The organism is Comamonas terrae, from assembly GCF_001544075.1.
Lineage (GTDB): Bacteria > Pseudomonadota > Gammaproteobacteria > Burkholderiales > Burkholderiaceae_C > Comamonas > Comamonas terrae.
Genome location: NZ_BCNT01000005.1, coordinates 305,432 through 318,456, shown reverse-complemented (window position 1 = coordinate 318,456; position 13,025 = coordinate 305,432). Strand labels below are relative to the sequence as shown.

The window sequence follows — 13,025 nt, the reverse complement described above, 5'->3', positions numbered from 1 at the left end:
GAGCCTCTGCGGCGCCAGGCCCCGGTCTGGCGCCGCGCCTCGTTGTACTGGACGATACCGTGAGCGCGCCCGCCCCTTCCTCTTCCTCGAACTCTTCCGCCGGCTCCACCTGGGATGCGGTCGCCGCGCCCGCCATGGTGCGCAAGCACCCCTGTCCTGAATGCGGCGCCAACCTCGAGTGGAATGCCAAGGCCCAAGCCCTCAAATGCCCGTATTGCGGCACCGTTGTTCCCTGGAGCGAGGAGACCCGCGAGGAGCTGGGCCGCGAGGTGGTGGAGCAGGATCTGGCCGAAGCCTTGCGCAACCCTGCCACCGGCCGCGGCTGGGGAGCCGAGGAGCGCTATGAAGTGCAGTGCCAGAACTGCCGGGCCATCTCGGTTTTCCTGGACCGCAAGGTGGCCCAGCGCTGCGAGTTCTGCGGCTCGCCGGCCATTGTCGCGCACGAGGAGCGCAGCGACGCCATCACGCCGCAAAGCATTCTGCCGTTCAAGATCAGCGACGGGCAGATCCGCGACCGCATCCGCCAGTGGTACGGCAGCCGCTGGTTCGCCCCCAACCGGCTCAAGAGCGCCGCGCTGACGGATACGCTGCACGGCGTCTACCTGCCCTACTGGACCTTCGATGCCCACGCTTCGGCCCAATGGCAGGCTGATGCAGGCTATTACTACTACACCACGGAAACCTACCGCGACAGCAACGGCAACACCCAGACGCGGCAGGTGCAGCATGTGCGCTGGGAGCCGGCCTCGGGCAGCCTGCAGCATTTCTTCGACGACGAACTGGTGCCCGGCACCGTGGGCGTGCAGCCGCAGCTGCTGCGCCAGGTGGAACCCTTTCCCACCACCACCGACCTCAAACCCTATACGCCGGAGTTCGTGCGCGGCTGGACGGTGGAGCGCTACCAGGTGGACCTGTCCCGGGCCGCCCAGCTCAACGAAGAGGACATGGACGGCCAGCTGCGCAGCCTGTGCGCGCGCGAGGTGCCGGGCGACACCATGCGCAATCTGCAGGTGCAGCGCCAGTACACGGGCCGCACCTTCAAGCACATCCTGGTGCCGGTCTGGCTGGTGGGCTATACCTACGGCCGCAAGACCTACCAGATCGTGGCCAACGGCTACACAGGCCAGATCGCGGGCGAGCGGCCCTACAGCTGGGTGAAGATCGCCTTCGCCGTGCTGGCCGTGATCCTGCTCATCGTGGTGCTGGCACCGCTGTTCGTACAGCAGTAGTAAGCCCTACCAGGCCTTCCACACTTCCTCGGCCAGGCCGAAGGCCGTGCTGGCGCCCGAGCCGCCGGTGACGGCCACCACGCGCGTGGCGTCGTCCGGGGCCTTGACCATGCAGGGCACCTCGGGCGATGAGGGATAGATGCCCACCCAGCGCTCGACCACGCGGGCGTCCTGCACATGCAGCGCCTCGTTCATGTGGCGCAGCATCAACTGGTCGACCTCGTCGCTGGCAAATGGCTGCGGGGCCGCGCCGTAATGGTGGGAATCGCCCACCACCAGCGAGCCGTCGGCGCTTTGCACGGCGATCAGGTGAATGCCGTGGGCCAGGCTCGCGGCCTCGTCCTGCTCCAGTTCGGCACGCAGCGCCGCCGCTTCGGGCAGTTCGCTGTAGCCTTCATAGCGCACCATGCTCAGGTCGCCCATGACCGAGCCCTGCAGCGCAAAGCCCGCCTGCGGGCGCACACGCAGCATCTGCAGCTGGCACAGGCGCACGCCGTCGTTTTTCCATTCGCCCGCGAACAGGCCGCCCGGGTCGGCGTTGTTGCAGACCGCCACGCGCTCGCCATGGTAGGTGGCGCGCGAGGTGACCACGCGCGGCGTGGCCACTTCGAGCACGGCTTCGCTGAAGGCGAAATCCACGCCCAGCGCCTGCTGCAGCCAGCACGCCAGCAGCGGTATGGCCGTGCGCGATTCCACGCGCAGCTCATGCGGGCTGTAGAGCACGGATTGCAGGCCCTCCGTGCGCAATGCCGGGTGGCGCCGCGCGGCCTGGGCGGGGGTCAGCAGCTCGCAGCCCTCGCCCATCTCGGTGCGCATGAAGGCCTGGGCCACGGCTGCAGCGGCCGGGCGTCGTGCCGTCAGCCACAGGCCGTGGTGCACGACCTCGATGCCGGCCTGGGGTGCGATCTGCGCCCAGACCTCGCGCGAGCGCATGGCGCGGCGCCAGTGGTCCCCGGGGCGCTGGCCGGTCACGGTGACAAAGCCGAAATTGCGGATGGAGGCGCCCAGGCAGGCGGCATCGCGCTCGATCACCAGCACGGATCTGCCATTGCGGGCCGCGGTATAGGCGTGGGCCAGGCCGACAATACCGGCCCCCACCACGATCAGGTCGTAGTTCTTCATGTCGTTGGAAATGGGAAAAGAGGAAGGCGGAGCCGGGGCCGTGTGGGCGTCCCCGGTCCGATGCAGAGTCAGTGCTGGCGCCAGTGCTGGGTGCGCTTTTGCATCCAGGCGTCGAGCCAGGCGATCAGCAGCCGGCCGGCAGCGGCCGTGGCGAAGATCAGCGTGGCCATGGCGGCGGCAGGAGCGATGTCGCCCGCATCGTCCATGGCCAGCACGGCCACCGAGGCCAGCGTGGTCTCGGGCGAGTACAGGAACACCACGGCCGAGACCGTGGTCATGGCGTTGACGAAGAAATAGCCGGCCACCTGCATCACTGCCGGCAGGCACACCGGCAGATGCACGCGCCACAGCAGCGACCAGAACGGCACGCCCATGGAATCGGCCACGCGCTCGTACTCGGCGTCCAGCTGCTGCAGCGCCGTCAGCTGCGTGATGTGGGCCACCGAGAAGAAGTGCGCCACCGAGCACAGCACCAGGATGGACAGGCTGCCGTACAGGAAGTTCAGCGGATTGCCGCCGGCATTGAAGAACAGGATGTAGCCCAGGCCCAGAGCCAGGCCCGGCACCGCCATGGGCAGCGTGGCCACGGCATGCAGCCACTGGCGCGTGTGCCGCCAGCGCGAGGGCTTGGCCACCAGATAGGCCGAGACAAAGCTCAGCAGCGCACCCAGCACGGCGGTGGCCGTGGCCATGCGCAGCGAATTGCCGTAGCTGGCCCAGCCGCCGCCGTCCATCATGTCGAACCGGTAGTTCTTCAGGCTCAGGCCGAGGTTGTAGGGCCAGAAGCTGACCAGCGAGGCCAGCACGGCCGTGCCCATCACGGCCAGCATGGCCAGCGCGACCAGGCTGCAATAGGCCAGCAGCGCGCGGTCCAGCGGCGCATGGGGCTGGGGCGCAAGCGGCACCGCGCGCACGGCCATGGAGGCCGCCTGGCGTGCGCGCAGATGGCGCTCGGCCGCAAAGGCCAGGCCCGCAGGCACCAGCAGCAGCATGGCCACCACGGCGCCCATGGACAGGTTCTGCTGGCCTATGACCTGCTTGTAGATGTCGGTGGCCAGCATCTGCGTGTTGCCGCCGATGACCTTGGGCACGCCGAAGTCCGTGGCCACCAGCACGAAGACCACGGTCCAGGCGATCATCAGCCCGTAGCGGCTGGCCGGCAGCGTGACCTGGCAGAAGCTGCGCCAGCGGCCCGCGCCCAGCGTGGCCGCGGCCTCGTACAGGCGCGCATCGCCCGAAGCCAGCGTGGTGCACAGAATCATCAGCGCATGCGGAAACGTCCACAGCACCGAGCCCGCGATGATGCCGAACGGGCCGTAGGCCGTGCCGCCCAGCAGCCAGCTCTTGAGCAGGCCCTGGGCGCCGAACAGGTAGATCAGGCTGATGGCCATGAGCAGCGACGGCGCCAGCAGCGGCACCAGGGCCACGGCGCGGAACAGGCGCGCCAGCGGCATGCAGCTGCGCGTGATGCCGTAGGCATAGACATATGCCAGGGCCACGCACAGCGTGCTGCTGACAGCCGACAGCCACAGGCTGTTGAACAGGGACCGACCCACGCCGGGCATCCGCACATAGGCCAGATATTGGGCCCCCCCCGAAAAGCTGCCGTCCGCCGACAGAAAGCTGTGGCCGAGCAACGCACCCACCGGCAAGGCAATGGCCGCCAGCAGCACGCCCAGCATGCCCAGCAGCAGCACGCCCAGCCAGACATGCTCCCAATGGAGAGCGCGATGGCGCGGCCTGGCCGGCCCTGATGGCTGGCTGGTGCGAGCCGGCTTTTCGCGCTCCGGCACAGCGGTCGCCGGCAGGCTGCCCACTGCGGCGTTGATGGAGGTCATGGGCAAGGAATTCATGCAGCCCTCCGCAAGTTGGCCTGGGAAAGCTCCGGAGCTGCCAGCGGCTGCAAGGCTGCCGCTGGCAGCTCCAGCAGCACCTCGCCCTGCAGCCAGTCCGGCAGCCTGGCATCGTGGCGCAACGGCCATTGCGCATCGATCTGGCACTGCAGCGCAGGGCAGAAGACGCGCACCAGGGCCATGGGGCCGAGGAAGGAGGTCTCGACCACGCGCGCCCGGAAAAGATTGGGCAGCGCCGCGGGCTGGGCCGGGTGCAGTACCACGCTCTCGGGGCGTACGCCCACCAGCAGGGCGTCCCCGGGCGCAAAGCCCCGGGTGCGGCAGTCCACCCTCGTTTCGCCTACGTGCACCACGTCGCCGCTGCCGGCCACGGCGGGCAGAAGGTTCATGCGGCCCACAAAGCCGGCTGCAAAGCGGCTGGCCGGCTGGGCATAGAGCTGTTCGGGCGAGCCCTGCTGCTCGATGCGCCCCTGGTGCATGAGCACCACGCGGTCGGCCATGGACAGGGCCTCCTCCTGGTCATGCGTGACCATGATGGAGGCAATGCCCAACTGGCGCTGCAGCCGGCGGATTTCGCTGCGCAACTCGGTACGCACCTGGGCATCCAGGGCCGACAGCGGCTCGTCGAGCAGCAAAAGGCGTGGCTGCGGCGCCAGTGCGCGCGCCAGCGCAATGCGCTGCTGCTGGCCACCCGAGAGCTGGGCCGGATAGCGCTGAGCCTGGGCCGAGAGGCCCACAAGGGCCAGCATTTCCTGCACCCGCTCCCGAACCCAGGCCGCAGGCAAGCCCTTGAGGCCGAAGGCCACATTCTGCGCGGCCGTCAGATTGGGAAACAGTGCATAGCTCTGGAACACCACGCCAAAGCCGCGTCGCGCGGCCGGCCAGCGGGTGATGTCATCCCCCAGGAACAGGATGCGGCCTTCGTCCGCCTGCTCGATGCCGCACAGAATGCGCAGCAGCGTGGTCTTGCCGCAGCCGGACGGCCCCAGCAGGCTCACGAACTCGCCCGCCTCCACCGACAGGGCAATGCCGCGCAGCACGGGTGTTTCCTTGTACTGCTTGGCGATTTGGTCTATGCGCAGCATGTGCATCTTTCAACGGGCAAGAAATAGGTGGCGCGCTCCAAGCCAGAGACAGCGAGCAAGGGCCGCCCCGCAGCGAAGCTGTCGTCCCCCTCCCATAGCGCGAAGCGCATAGAGAGAGGGGAAGGCGCGCAGCGCCTCAGGGGGTGCTTACTTTTTTTCAGCCTTCGCTTCGTAGCGTCGGCTCCACTCGGCCAGGATGCGCTCGCGGTTGGCGGCAGCCCAGTTGAAATCGTTCCTGGCCAGCAGGGACTCAAGGTTGGCGGGGATGAACTCCAGCTTTTCCTGGGCCTCCGGCAGGGCCAGCACGGCGAAGTTGGCCGCGTAGAGCCTGTTGGCCTCGGGCGTCACGGACCAGTCGGCCAGCACCTTGGCAGCCTCCTGCTTCTTGCTGGACTTCATGATGGCCGTGGCTTCCACGTCCCAGCCCAGGCCTTCCCTGGGAAAGATGATGTCTATGGGCGCACCGTCCTTCTTGGTCTTGCTGGCGCGGTATTCGAAGCTCAGGCCTACGGGAAACTCGCCCGCGCCGGCCTGGCGGCAGGGCTTGGAGCCGCTGTGGGTGTAGACGCCGATGTTCTGGTGCAGCGCGTCCATATAGGCCCAGCCTTTTTCCTCGCCCATGATCTGCAGCCAGGCAGCCACCATCAGATAGCCTGTGCCGCTGGAGGCCGGATGGGGCATGGTGATGCTTCCCTTGTATTCGGGCCGGGTCAGATCGGCCCAGCTGGCTGGCGTGCTCAGCTTGCGCTTGCCAGCCTCCACGGTGTTGAAGCATACGGCCGAGGACCACAGGTCCATGCCCACCCAGGTGGGGGTGGCCTGCGGATCGCGCATATTGGCGCGGACCTTGGCCAGATTCCTGGGTGCATAGGGCTGGAGCATGCCCTGCTTGTCCAGCAGCATCAGCGAGGTGGCCGCCACGCCCCAGATCACGTCGGCCTGCGGATTGGCCTTTTCGGCCAGCAGGCGGGCCGTGATGATGCCGGTGCTGTCGCGCACGAACTTGAGCTCGATCTCGGGATGGGCTTTTTCGAAGGCAGTCTTGTAAGCCTTGATCTGGTCGGCCTCCAGGGCCGAATAGACCAGCAGCTCGGTCTTGGCGGCATGGGCCGCAGAGGCCAGGCCCAGCAGGGTGCAAGCCGCTGCAGCGGCCAGGGTGAAGCGGCGAGACCAGGAAACAACAGCGTGGCGCATGGCAGACAGTCCAATCAACGGCAAAAGTGAATCAGCCACAAAGGCCAAGCCTTCATGGGTTGCTGGAACTGTAGGAAACCGGTGTGAAACTGCCGTGTCACGGAACTGAAATTTCCGAAGGGCGGCATTGGAAAATTTGGGTGCTTTGCCGCACCCAAATGCCATTCGGCCTGCTGCGGCGAATCACAATCGGCGTACGGTTGTCCCACCCATGCAGCAACACCGTCACGACGCCCATGTTTGTCACACAGCTCAAATCATTTTTCTGGACCGCGCGCCTGGGCAGCATCACCCAGGCGGCAAGGCAGCTGGGACTGAGCCAGCCCACGGTCACGGCGCAGATCAAGGCGCTGGAAGAACTTTATGAAGTGGAGCTGTTTGCGCGCCAAAGCGGACGCCTTGCCATTACGGACGCGGGCCTGCGCCTGCTGCCGCAGATCGAGCAATTGCTGCTGCAGACGGCTCAGGTGGAGGCTTCGCTGCGCCAGTCCGGCGACATAGGACAGGGCTGCCTGCGCATCGGCGCCACTGCGCCGTTCTATGTGCTGGACATCATCCATCGCTATCAGCAGCGGTTTCCCCGGGTGGATATCAGCATCGTGAACGGCAATTCGAGGCAGATGATCCAGGCTCTCTTCGAATACCAGGTGGATCTCGCCACATCCTCTCACCTGGACGCCGACCCGCGCCTGAGCAGAATCGAACTGGGACAGGACCCTCTGGCCCTGGTGGTCCATCGCCTCCACAAGCTGGCATCCCGGCCTTCGGTCCCGGTCGAGTCCCTTGCCCACGAGACCCTGATCCTGCGCGAGCGCGGCTCGATGACGCGCCAGCTCACCGAACAGATGCTGGCCACCGCCGGAGTGGTGCCGCAGCGCATTTTCGAGATCGCCAGCCGCGAAGCCATACGCGAGGCCGTGATACGCAATATGGGTATCAGCGTGTTTGCCCGGCATGAGGCCTCCGCCCATCCGGAACTGGTCATTCTCCCCCTAGAGGGAGCCGTGCCGAGGCTGCCCGAGTATCTCTATTGCCTGCGCGAGCGCCGCGCAGCCGGGCTCATTGAGGGCTTTCTGGCGCTGTCGCAGCAACGGCAGGCCTGAAGTGAAGCAGGCCTGCGCCTTGTCAGCGCGCAGCGAAAACCTCGGCATCCTTGAGCAAAGGCTGCCTGGTGTCTTTGTCCGAGAGCACGAATTCCATGCCCAGATCGGGCCACCGGATGCCGATCTGCGGATCGTTCCACAGAATGCCCCGGTCCGACTGGGGGGCGTAATAGGCCGTCGTCTTGTAGAGGAAATCGGCCGTTTCGCTGAGCACCACAAAGCCATGGGCAAACCCCGGGGGGATCCAGAGCTGCTTGTGGTTTTCCGCCGTCAGCTCGACCCCCACCCATTTGCCGAAAGTGCCTGATCCTTGGCGGATATCCACGGCTACATCGAAGACAGCGCCGCTGGTCACCCTCACCAGCTTGCCCTGTGCATGCGGGTCCAGTTGATAATGCAGGCCGCGCAAAACACCGCGGCTTGAACGGCTGTGGTTGTCCTGGACAAAGTCCAGGCAGGTGCCGGTTACTTCATTGAACGCCTGCTGATTGAAGCTTTCCATGAAAAAGCCGCGGGCATCGCCGAACACCCTGGGCTCGATGACAAGCACATCCGCAATGGCCGTGGGGGTCACTTTCATCGCACACCGCCTTTCAGGCACTGCATCAAATACTTGCCATAGCCGTTCTTGAGCAGAGGCTGGGCCAGCCTTTCCAACTGATCGGCCTCTATCCATTGGTTACGATATGCAATCTCTTCGGGGCAGGATACTTTGAGCCCCTGCCGCTGCTCCAGCGTGGCAATGAACTGGCTAGCCTCCAGCAGACTGTCATGGGTTCCCGTATCCAGCCAGGCATAGCCGCGGCCCATGAGCTGTACGTTCAGCTGTTCCTGCTCCAGATACAGCCGGTTGAGGTCCGTGATCTCCAGTTCACCACGTGGCGAGGGCTGGAGCGACTTGGCCAGATTGACGACCTGACTGTCGTAGAAGTACAGGCCCGTGACGGCATAGTTGGATTTGGGCTGGGCGGGCTTTTCCTCCAGCGACAACACCTTGCCCTGGGCATCGAATTCGGCCACGCCATAGCGCTCTGGATCCTGCACATGGTAGGCAAACACGGTAGCTCCCGCCTGCTGGGCGCTGGCCTCGCGCACCAACAGTTGAAAATCGTGGCCGTAGAAGATGTTGTCGCCCAGCACCAGGGCACTGGGAGCGCCCTCGAGGAACTGCTCGCCGATCAGAAAAGCCTGGGCCAGCCCGTCCGGGCTGGGCTGCACGGCATATTGCAGATTCAGGCCCCACTGGCTGCCGTCGCCCAGCAATTGCTCGAAGCGCGGCGTGTCCTGGGGCGTGCTGATGACGAGGATGTCGCGGATGCCCGCCAGCATCAAGGTGCTGAGCGGGTAATAGACCATGGGCTTGTCGTAGATGGGCAGCAACTGCTTGCTGATGGCCAGCGTGGCCGGATGCAGGCGCGTGCCGGAGCCGCCAGCCAGGATGATGCCTTTGCGTGCTTGGGTCATGAGAAGTCAGGAATTCGGATCGTTCGGATTAGAGGATTTCATGCAGCATGCGGACCACGCCCTGCTGCCAGTGTGGCAGGCTCAGGCCGAAGGTGGCCTGCAGCTTGCGCGTATCCAGGCGCGAGTTGTGCGGGCGGCGGGCCGGCGTGGGGAAGGCGCTGGTGGGGACGGCCCGGATTTGCGCGGCCTTGATGGCCAAGGCCGGCTGTATCTGGCGGGCCTGCTCGATCACATAGGCGGCGTAGGCGTTCCAGGTGGTTTCGCCGCCAGCCACGCAGTGGTACAGACCGCCGTCTTCGGGATGCAGGCGCAGATGCCGGATGGCATGGGCCGTCACGTCGGCCAGCAGATCGGCACCGGTGGGCGCGCCCCACTGGTCGTCGATGACGGACAGGCTGTCGCGCTCCTGGGCCAGGCGCAGCATGGTCTTGGCAAAGTTGCCGCCGCGCGCCGCATAGACCCAGCTGGTGCGCAGGATCAGGTGCGCGCCGCCGGCCTGGCGGATGCGCTGCTCGCCTTCGAGCTTGGTGCGGCCATAGACAGAAAGCGGTCCCGTGGCATCGCCTTCCTGCCAGGGCACGGTGCCGCTGCCGTCGAATACGTAGTCGGTGCTGTAGTGGACGAAGAGCGCGTTCAGGCGCGCAGCCTCCTGGGCCAGCAGGCCGGGCACGGCAGCATTGATCTGCCGCGCCAGCTCGGGCTCGCTCTCGGCCTTGTCCACAGCCGTGTGGGCCACGGCATTGATGATGACATCGGGGCGCACGGAGCGCACGGCATCCACCACGCCTTCAGGCCTAGTGAAGTCGCCGCACAGCCCGCTGCCTTCTCTCGCGCGGCCCAGCGCCACCACTTCGCCAAGCGGCGCCAGGCTGCGCTGCAGTTCCCAGCCGACCTGGCCGCCTTTGCCCAGCAGCAGGATCTTCATGCCGCCGCTGCCTGCCCGCTCTGCGGGGCATATTGCTTCTGCACCCATTCGCGGTAGGCACCCGACTGCACATTGGCCACCCATTGCGGATTGTCGAGATACCACTGCACGGTCTTGCGGATGCCGGTCTCGAAGGTTTCGGCCGGCTTCCAGCCCAGTTCGCGCTCGAGCTTGCGCGCATCGATGGCATAGCGACGGTCATGGCCGGGGCGATCGGTCACATAGGTGATCTGCTCGGCATAGGACTTGCCGTCCTCGCGCGGCCGCATTTCGTCGAGCAGCCCGCATACGGTCCGGACGATGTCGATATTGGCTTTTTCGTTCCAGCCGCCCACGTTGTAGGTATCGCCGAGTTTGCCGGCCTCCAGCACACGGCGGATGGCGCTGCAATGGTCGCGCACATACAGCCAGTCGCGCACCTGCATGCCGTCGCCGTAGACGGGCAGCGGCTTGCCGGCCAGGGCGTTGACGATCATCAGCGGAATGAGCTTTTCGGGAAAATGCAGCGGACCATAGTTGTTGCTGCAATTGGTGGTCAGCACCGGCAGGCCGTAGGTATGGTGCCAGGCGCGCACCAAGTGGTCGCTGGCCGCCTTGCTGGCCGAATACGGGCTGTTGGGCTCGTAGTTGTGCTCTTCGGTAAAGGCCGGATCGCTGGGTGCCAGCGTGCCGTAGACCTCGTCGGTGGAAACGTGCAGAAAGCGAAATACTTCCTTTTCAGGAGCATTCAACGCTTGCCAGTATTGCCGTACAGCCTCCAAAAGCCTGAAGGTTCCGACCACATTGGTCTGGATGAAATCCTCGGGGCCATGGATAGAGCGGTCCACATGGCTTTCTGCGGCGAAGTTCACCACGGCACGCGGCCGGTACTCGGCCAGCAGGGCGGCAAGGACGGCACTGTCGCCGATGTCGGCCTGCACAAAGCGGTGGCGCGCATCGCCCTGCAGGCTGGAGAGGTTCTGCAGATTGCCAGCATAGGTGAGCTTGTCGATATTGACGACCGGCTCACCCGTCTGCTCGATCCAGTCCAGCACGAAATTGGCGCCGATAAAGCCAGCGCCGCCGGTGACAAAAATCATATTCCTCCCACTGACTAGGATGGCCGATGTCTCGGACCTGGCTGACGGCTGGGCTATTCTCCCCAGCGCTTTGCAGCCATCACCAGCAGACCATCAAAAATCAGGTTATTCAAAAGCTGGAAGGGACGGGTCATGCTGGGAGACATTTTCCAGCCGGCACCACCGGCCATGATGCACATGGGCTCGGCCCGGCAATGATCAGCCAGATGCTGGTACATGCGCTCGACGGCTCCCGCGATCGCATAGGTCCCCCCACTGGTCAACGCATCGCTGGTGTTCTTGGGAAAGCGCTTCACTTCGCCCGTAGGCACATGCAAGCCGGCCGTACCGCCCTCCAGGGCACGCAGCATGATGCCATGGCCGGGAAGGATGAGGCCGCCGAGAAAGTTGCCATCTGCATCCAGCGCATCCACCGTGACGGCCGTTCCCACCATCACCACGATCAGAGGACGCTGCGCTCCCTGCGCCAGCATATGGTGGCGCGCGCCGATCATGGCAACCCAGCGATCGGCGCCCAGACGGGACGGATGGTCGTAGCCATTGATGACACCTGCCTCGGCGATCGAAGGCACCACCCACTGCGGCTGGACATCCCAGCCCAGCATCATCTCGATCTGATCGTGCACACGCCGCTTGGCCGCATCGCCGGCAACAACACAGCCCAGCATGCGATCCGGAGCCGGCAAACCCGCCCAGGCACCCTCCGCCAGGCGCTCGATATGCTCCAGGAATTCCGCACCATGGGCCAGCAGCGCCGCACCGGGACGGTGATCGTCGTATATGGCCCACTTCAAACGGGTGTTGCCAATGTCTATGGCCAAAAATGTCATGCGGCGGATTATCGAGATTTTTGCGCTGCCCCATCACAGCGCTTTCACATTCATGACACCGAGCCCGGAAATTGTTAAACATTCCCCAGAGGCAGCCGTCCTGCAGGACTGGATGCCTGTTTGTCGGTACATTGGACTCTCCCCTCGTCTTTCCACCACCTTAAGGAGATCAATCCATGGGTCTGTTCAGTTTCATCAAGGAAGCCGGTGAAAAGCTGTTTGGCGGCAGCGATGCACATGCCGCCACTCCTGCATCGCAGGACGATCTCAATGCCAAGGCCGCCCAGGCCATTGCCACCTACATCAATACCCAGAACCTGGGTGTTTCGGATCTGAAGGTGCAGTTCGATGGCTCGCAGGGCAAGGTCACCGTGCAAGGTACCGCACCCACGCAGGCTGCCAAGGAAAAAGTGACCCTGTGCTGCGGCAATGTGGCCAATGTACAGTCCGTCGACAACCAGATGACGGTCACCAATCCTGAACCCGAGGCTCAGTACCACGATGTGGTGCGCGGCGACACGCTGTCGGCGATTGCCAAGAAATACTATGGCGATGCCAACAAGTATCCTGCCATCTTCGAGGCCAACAAGCCCATGCTGACCAGCCCCGACAAGATTTATCCGGGGCAGAAGCTGCGCATTCCGGCGCTGTAAGCGGTGCTCTGCTGAGACAAGCCAGACAAAGCGGTCTGGCTTTTTTCAAGGGTGCCAGCGCTACTGCGTCCAGGGCAGGCCGCGCTTGCGCCAGCCCCCGAGGCGGCCTCTCTGGCCGTTGGCATCCACGTCGCCTTCGAAACCCTCCAGGATGTTGAAAGCCTCGATGCCCATGCTGGCGGCGCGCTGGGCCGCCGCCACCGAACGCACGCCGCTGCGGCACAGCAGCACGAGCTTGCGGCCACCCTCGGCCGCCGCGCGCACCTGGGCGTCGAAGTCGGGATTCAACGCCATGCCGGGCCACTGCTTCCAGGCTGCGGCCACGGCTCCCGGCACCCGCCCCACCCATTCGCGCTCGGCATCGGTACGCACGTCCACCAGCACGGCTTCTCCAGCCTGGACCCATTGCCAGGCCAACTCCGGAAACACATCGCCGGCATATCCCTGGGCCGGCCGTACTTCCCATAGCGCTTTCTGATCCGTCATAG

General features: G+C 65.1%; 13 protein-coding genes. 3 read left to right on the top strand and 10 right to left on the bottom strand.

Annotated elements, in window-relative coordinates; translation table 11 throughout:
- Positions 1 to 134: 134 nt before the first annotated feature.
- Positions 135 to 1,229 (top strand): TFIIB-type zinc ribbon-containing protein, encoded by a 1,095-nt coding sequence (locus Cte04_RS09905; protein WP_066475970.1) that lies wholly within the window; start codon positions 135 to 137, stop codon positions 1,227 to 1,229.
- Positions 1,230 to 1,235: 6 nt separating this feature from the next.
- On the opposite strand, the gene Cte04_RS09900 is transcribed toward Cte04_RS09905, so the two are convergent.
- The 4 genes from Cte04_RS09900 to Cte04_RS09885 all read right to left on the bottom strand — a co-directional run bounded on the left by Cte04_RS09900 (position 1,236) and on the right by Cte04_RS09885 (position 6,483).
- A complete protein-coding gene (locus Cte04_RS09900) occupies positions 1,236 to 2,351 on the bottom strand; it encodes a TIGR03364 family FAD-dependent oxidoreductase (RefSeq protein ID WP_066475967.1) in 1,116 nt (371 codons plus the stop codon).
- A 68-nt stretch (positions 2,352 to 2,419) separates the two neighbouring features.
- Positions 2,420 to 4,204, bottom strand: coding sequence for a putative 2-aminoethylphosphonate ABC transporter permease subunit (locus Cte04_RS09895; RefSeq protein ID WP_066475965.1), 1,785 nt, complete (start codon positions 4,202 to 4,204; stop codon positions 2,420 to 2,422).
- The gene (locus tag Cte04_RS09890; protein ID WP_066476229.1) at positions 4,201 to 5,289 is read right to left on the bottom strand and encodes an ABC transporter ATP-binding protein; all 1,089 of its coding nucleotides are present in this window, start codon (positions 5,287 to 5,289) and stop codon (positions 4,201 to 4,203) included. The genes Cte04_RS09895 and Cte04_RS09890 overlap by 4 nt, the downstream gene beginning before the upstream one ends.
- Before the next feature lie 147 nt (positions 5,290 to 5,436).
- On the bottom strand, positions 5,437 to 6,483 hold the full coding sequence (locus Cte04_RS09885) for a putative 2-aminoethylphosphonate ABC transporter substrate-binding protein (RefSeq protein ID WP_066475963.1): 1,047 nt from the start codon (positions 6,481 to 6,483) through the stop codon (positions 5,437 to 5,439).
- A gap of 236 nt (positions 6,484 to 6,719) precedes the next feature.
- Between Cte04_RS09885 and Cte04_RS09880 the strand changes: the two genes are divergently transcribed.
- Positions 6,720 to 7,586, top strand: coding sequence for a LysR substrate-binding domain-containing protein (locus tag Cte04_RS09880; RefSeq protein WP_066475962.1), 867 nt, complete (start codon positions 6,720 to 6,722; stop codon positions 7,584 to 7,586).
- A gap of 22 nt (positions 7,587 to 7,608) precedes the next feature.
- On the opposite strand, the gene rfbC is transcribed toward Cte04_RS09880, so the two are convergent.
- Genes rfbC through Cte04_RS09855 form a run of 5 tightly spaced genes read right to left on the bottom strand, consistent with a single transcriptional unit; the run spans position 7,609 to position 11,884 of the window.
- Positions 7,609 to 8,166, bottom strand: a complete 558-nt coding sequence (gene rfbC, locus Cte04_RS09875) for a dTDP-4-dehydrorhamnose 3,5-epimerase (RefSeq protein WP_066475960.1) — start codon at positions 8,164 to 8,166, stop codon at positions 7,609 to 7,611.
- The gene (gene rfbA, locus Cte04_RS09870) at positions 8,163 to 9,050 is read right to left on the bottom strand and encodes a glucose-1-phosphate thymidylyltransferase RfbA (RefSeq protein WP_066475958.1); all 888 of its coding nucleotides are present in this window, start codon (positions 9,048 to 9,050) and stop codon (positions 8,163 to 8,165) included. Before rfbA ends, rfbC begins: the two co-directional genes overlap by 4 nt.
- A 28-nt stretch (positions 9,051 to 9,078) precedes the next feature.
- Positions 9,079 to 9,975, bottom strand: a complete 897-nt coding sequence (gene rfbD / locus Cte04_RS09865; RefSeq protein ID WP_066475956.1) for a dTDP-4-dehydrorhamnose reductase — start codon at positions 9,973 to 9,975, stop codon at positions 9,079 to 9,081.
- On the bottom strand, positions 9,972 to 11,054 hold the full coding sequence (gene rfbB, locus Cte04_RS09860; protein WP_066475950.1) for a dTDP-glucose 4,6-dehydratase: 1,083 nt from the start codon (positions 11,052 to 11,054) through the stop codon (positions 9,972 to 9,974). Before rfbB ends, rfbD begins: the two co-directional genes overlap by 4 nt.
- Before the next feature lie 53 nt (positions 11,055 to 11,107).
- The gene (locus Cte04_RS09855) at positions 11,108 to 11,884 is read right to left on the bottom strand and encodes a type III pantothenate kinase (protein ID WP_066475948.1); all 777 of its coding nucleotides are present in this window, start codon (positions 11,882 to 11,884) and stop codon (positions 11,108 to 11,110) included.
- A gap of 176 nt (positions 11,885 to 12,060) precedes the next feature.
- Here Cte04_RS09855 and lysM point away from each other — a divergent pair, with 176 nt between their 5' ends.
- Positions 12,061 to 12,537 (top strand): peptidoglycan-binding protein LysM, encoded by a 477-nt coding sequence (gene lysM / locus Cte04_RS09850; RefSeq protein ID WP_066475946.1) that lies wholly within the window; start codon positions 12,061 to 12,063, stop codon positions 12,535 to 12,537.
- A 60-nt stretch (positions 12,538 to 12,597) separates the two neighbouring features.
- Here the strand turns inward: lysM and Cte04_RS09845 are convergent, their stop codons facing one another.
- On the bottom strand, positions 12,598 to 13,023 hold the full coding sequence (locus Cte04_RS09845) for a rhodanese-like domain-containing protein (protein ID WP_066475942.1): 426 nt from the start codon (positions 13,021 to 13,023) through the stop codon (positions 12,598 to 12,600).
- Between the last annotated feature and the right edge of the window lie 2 nt (positions 13,024 to 13,025).

What these genes read in the sequence shown, in the direction of transcription:
- rfbA (WP_066475958.1), bottom strand. Translation starts at nt 9,050, where the DNA reads ATGACCCAAGCACGCAAAGGCATCATCCTGGCTGGCGGCTCCGGCACG.
- Cte04_RS09905 (WP_066475970.1), top strand. Translation starts at nt 135, where the DNA reads ATGGTGCGCAAGCACCCCTGTCCTGAATGCGGCGCCAACCTCGAGTGG.
- rfbD (WP_066475956.1), bottom strand. Translation starts at nt 9,975, where the DNA reads ATGAAGATCCTGCTGCTGGGCAAAGGCGGCCAGGTCGGCTGGGAACTG.
- lysM (WP_066475946.1), top strand. Translation starts at nt 12,061, where the DNA reads ATGGGTCTGTTCAGTTTCATCAAGGAAGCCGGTGAAAAGCTGTTTGGC.
- Cte04_RS09900 (WP_066475967.1), bottom strand. Translation starts at nt 2,351, where the DNA reads ATGAAGAACTACGACCTGATCGTGGTGGGGGCCGGTATTGTCGGCCTG.
- Cte04_RS09885 (WP_066475963.1), bottom strand. Translation starts at nt 6,483, where the DNA reads ATGCGCCACGCTGTTGTTTCCTGGTCTCGCCGCTTCACCCTGGCCGCT.
- Cte04_RS09855 (WP_066475948.1), bottom strand. Translation starts at nt 11,884, where the DNA reads ATGACATTTTTGGCCATAGACATTGGCAACACCCGTTTGAAGTGGGCC.
- rfbB (WP_066475950.1), bottom strand. Translation starts at nt 11,054, where the DNA reads ATGATTTTTGTCACCGGCGGCGCTGGCTTTATCGGCGCCAATTTCGTG.
- Cte04_RS09845 (WP_066475942.1), bottom strand. Translation starts at nt 13,023, where the DNA reads ATGACGGATCAGAAAGCGCTATGGGAAGTACGGCCGGCCCAGGGATAT.
- Cte04_RS09880 (WP_066475962.1), top strand. Translation starts at nt 6,720, where the DNA reads ATGTTTGTCACACAGCTCAAATCATTTTTCTGGACCGCGCGCCTGGGC.
- Cte04_RS09890 (WP_066476229.1), bottom strand. Translation starts at nt 5,289, where the DNA reads ATGCTGCGCATAGACCAAATCGCCAAGCAGTACAAGGAAACACCCGTG.
- rfbC (WP_066475960.1), bottom strand. Translation starts at nt 8,166, where the DNA reads ATGAAAGTGACCCCCACGGCCATTGCGGATGTGCTTGTCATCGAGCCC.
- Cte04_RS09895 (WP_066475965.1), bottom strand. Translation starts at nt 4,204, where the DNA reads ATGAATTCCTTGCCCATGACCTCCATCAACGCCGCAGTGGGCAGCCTG.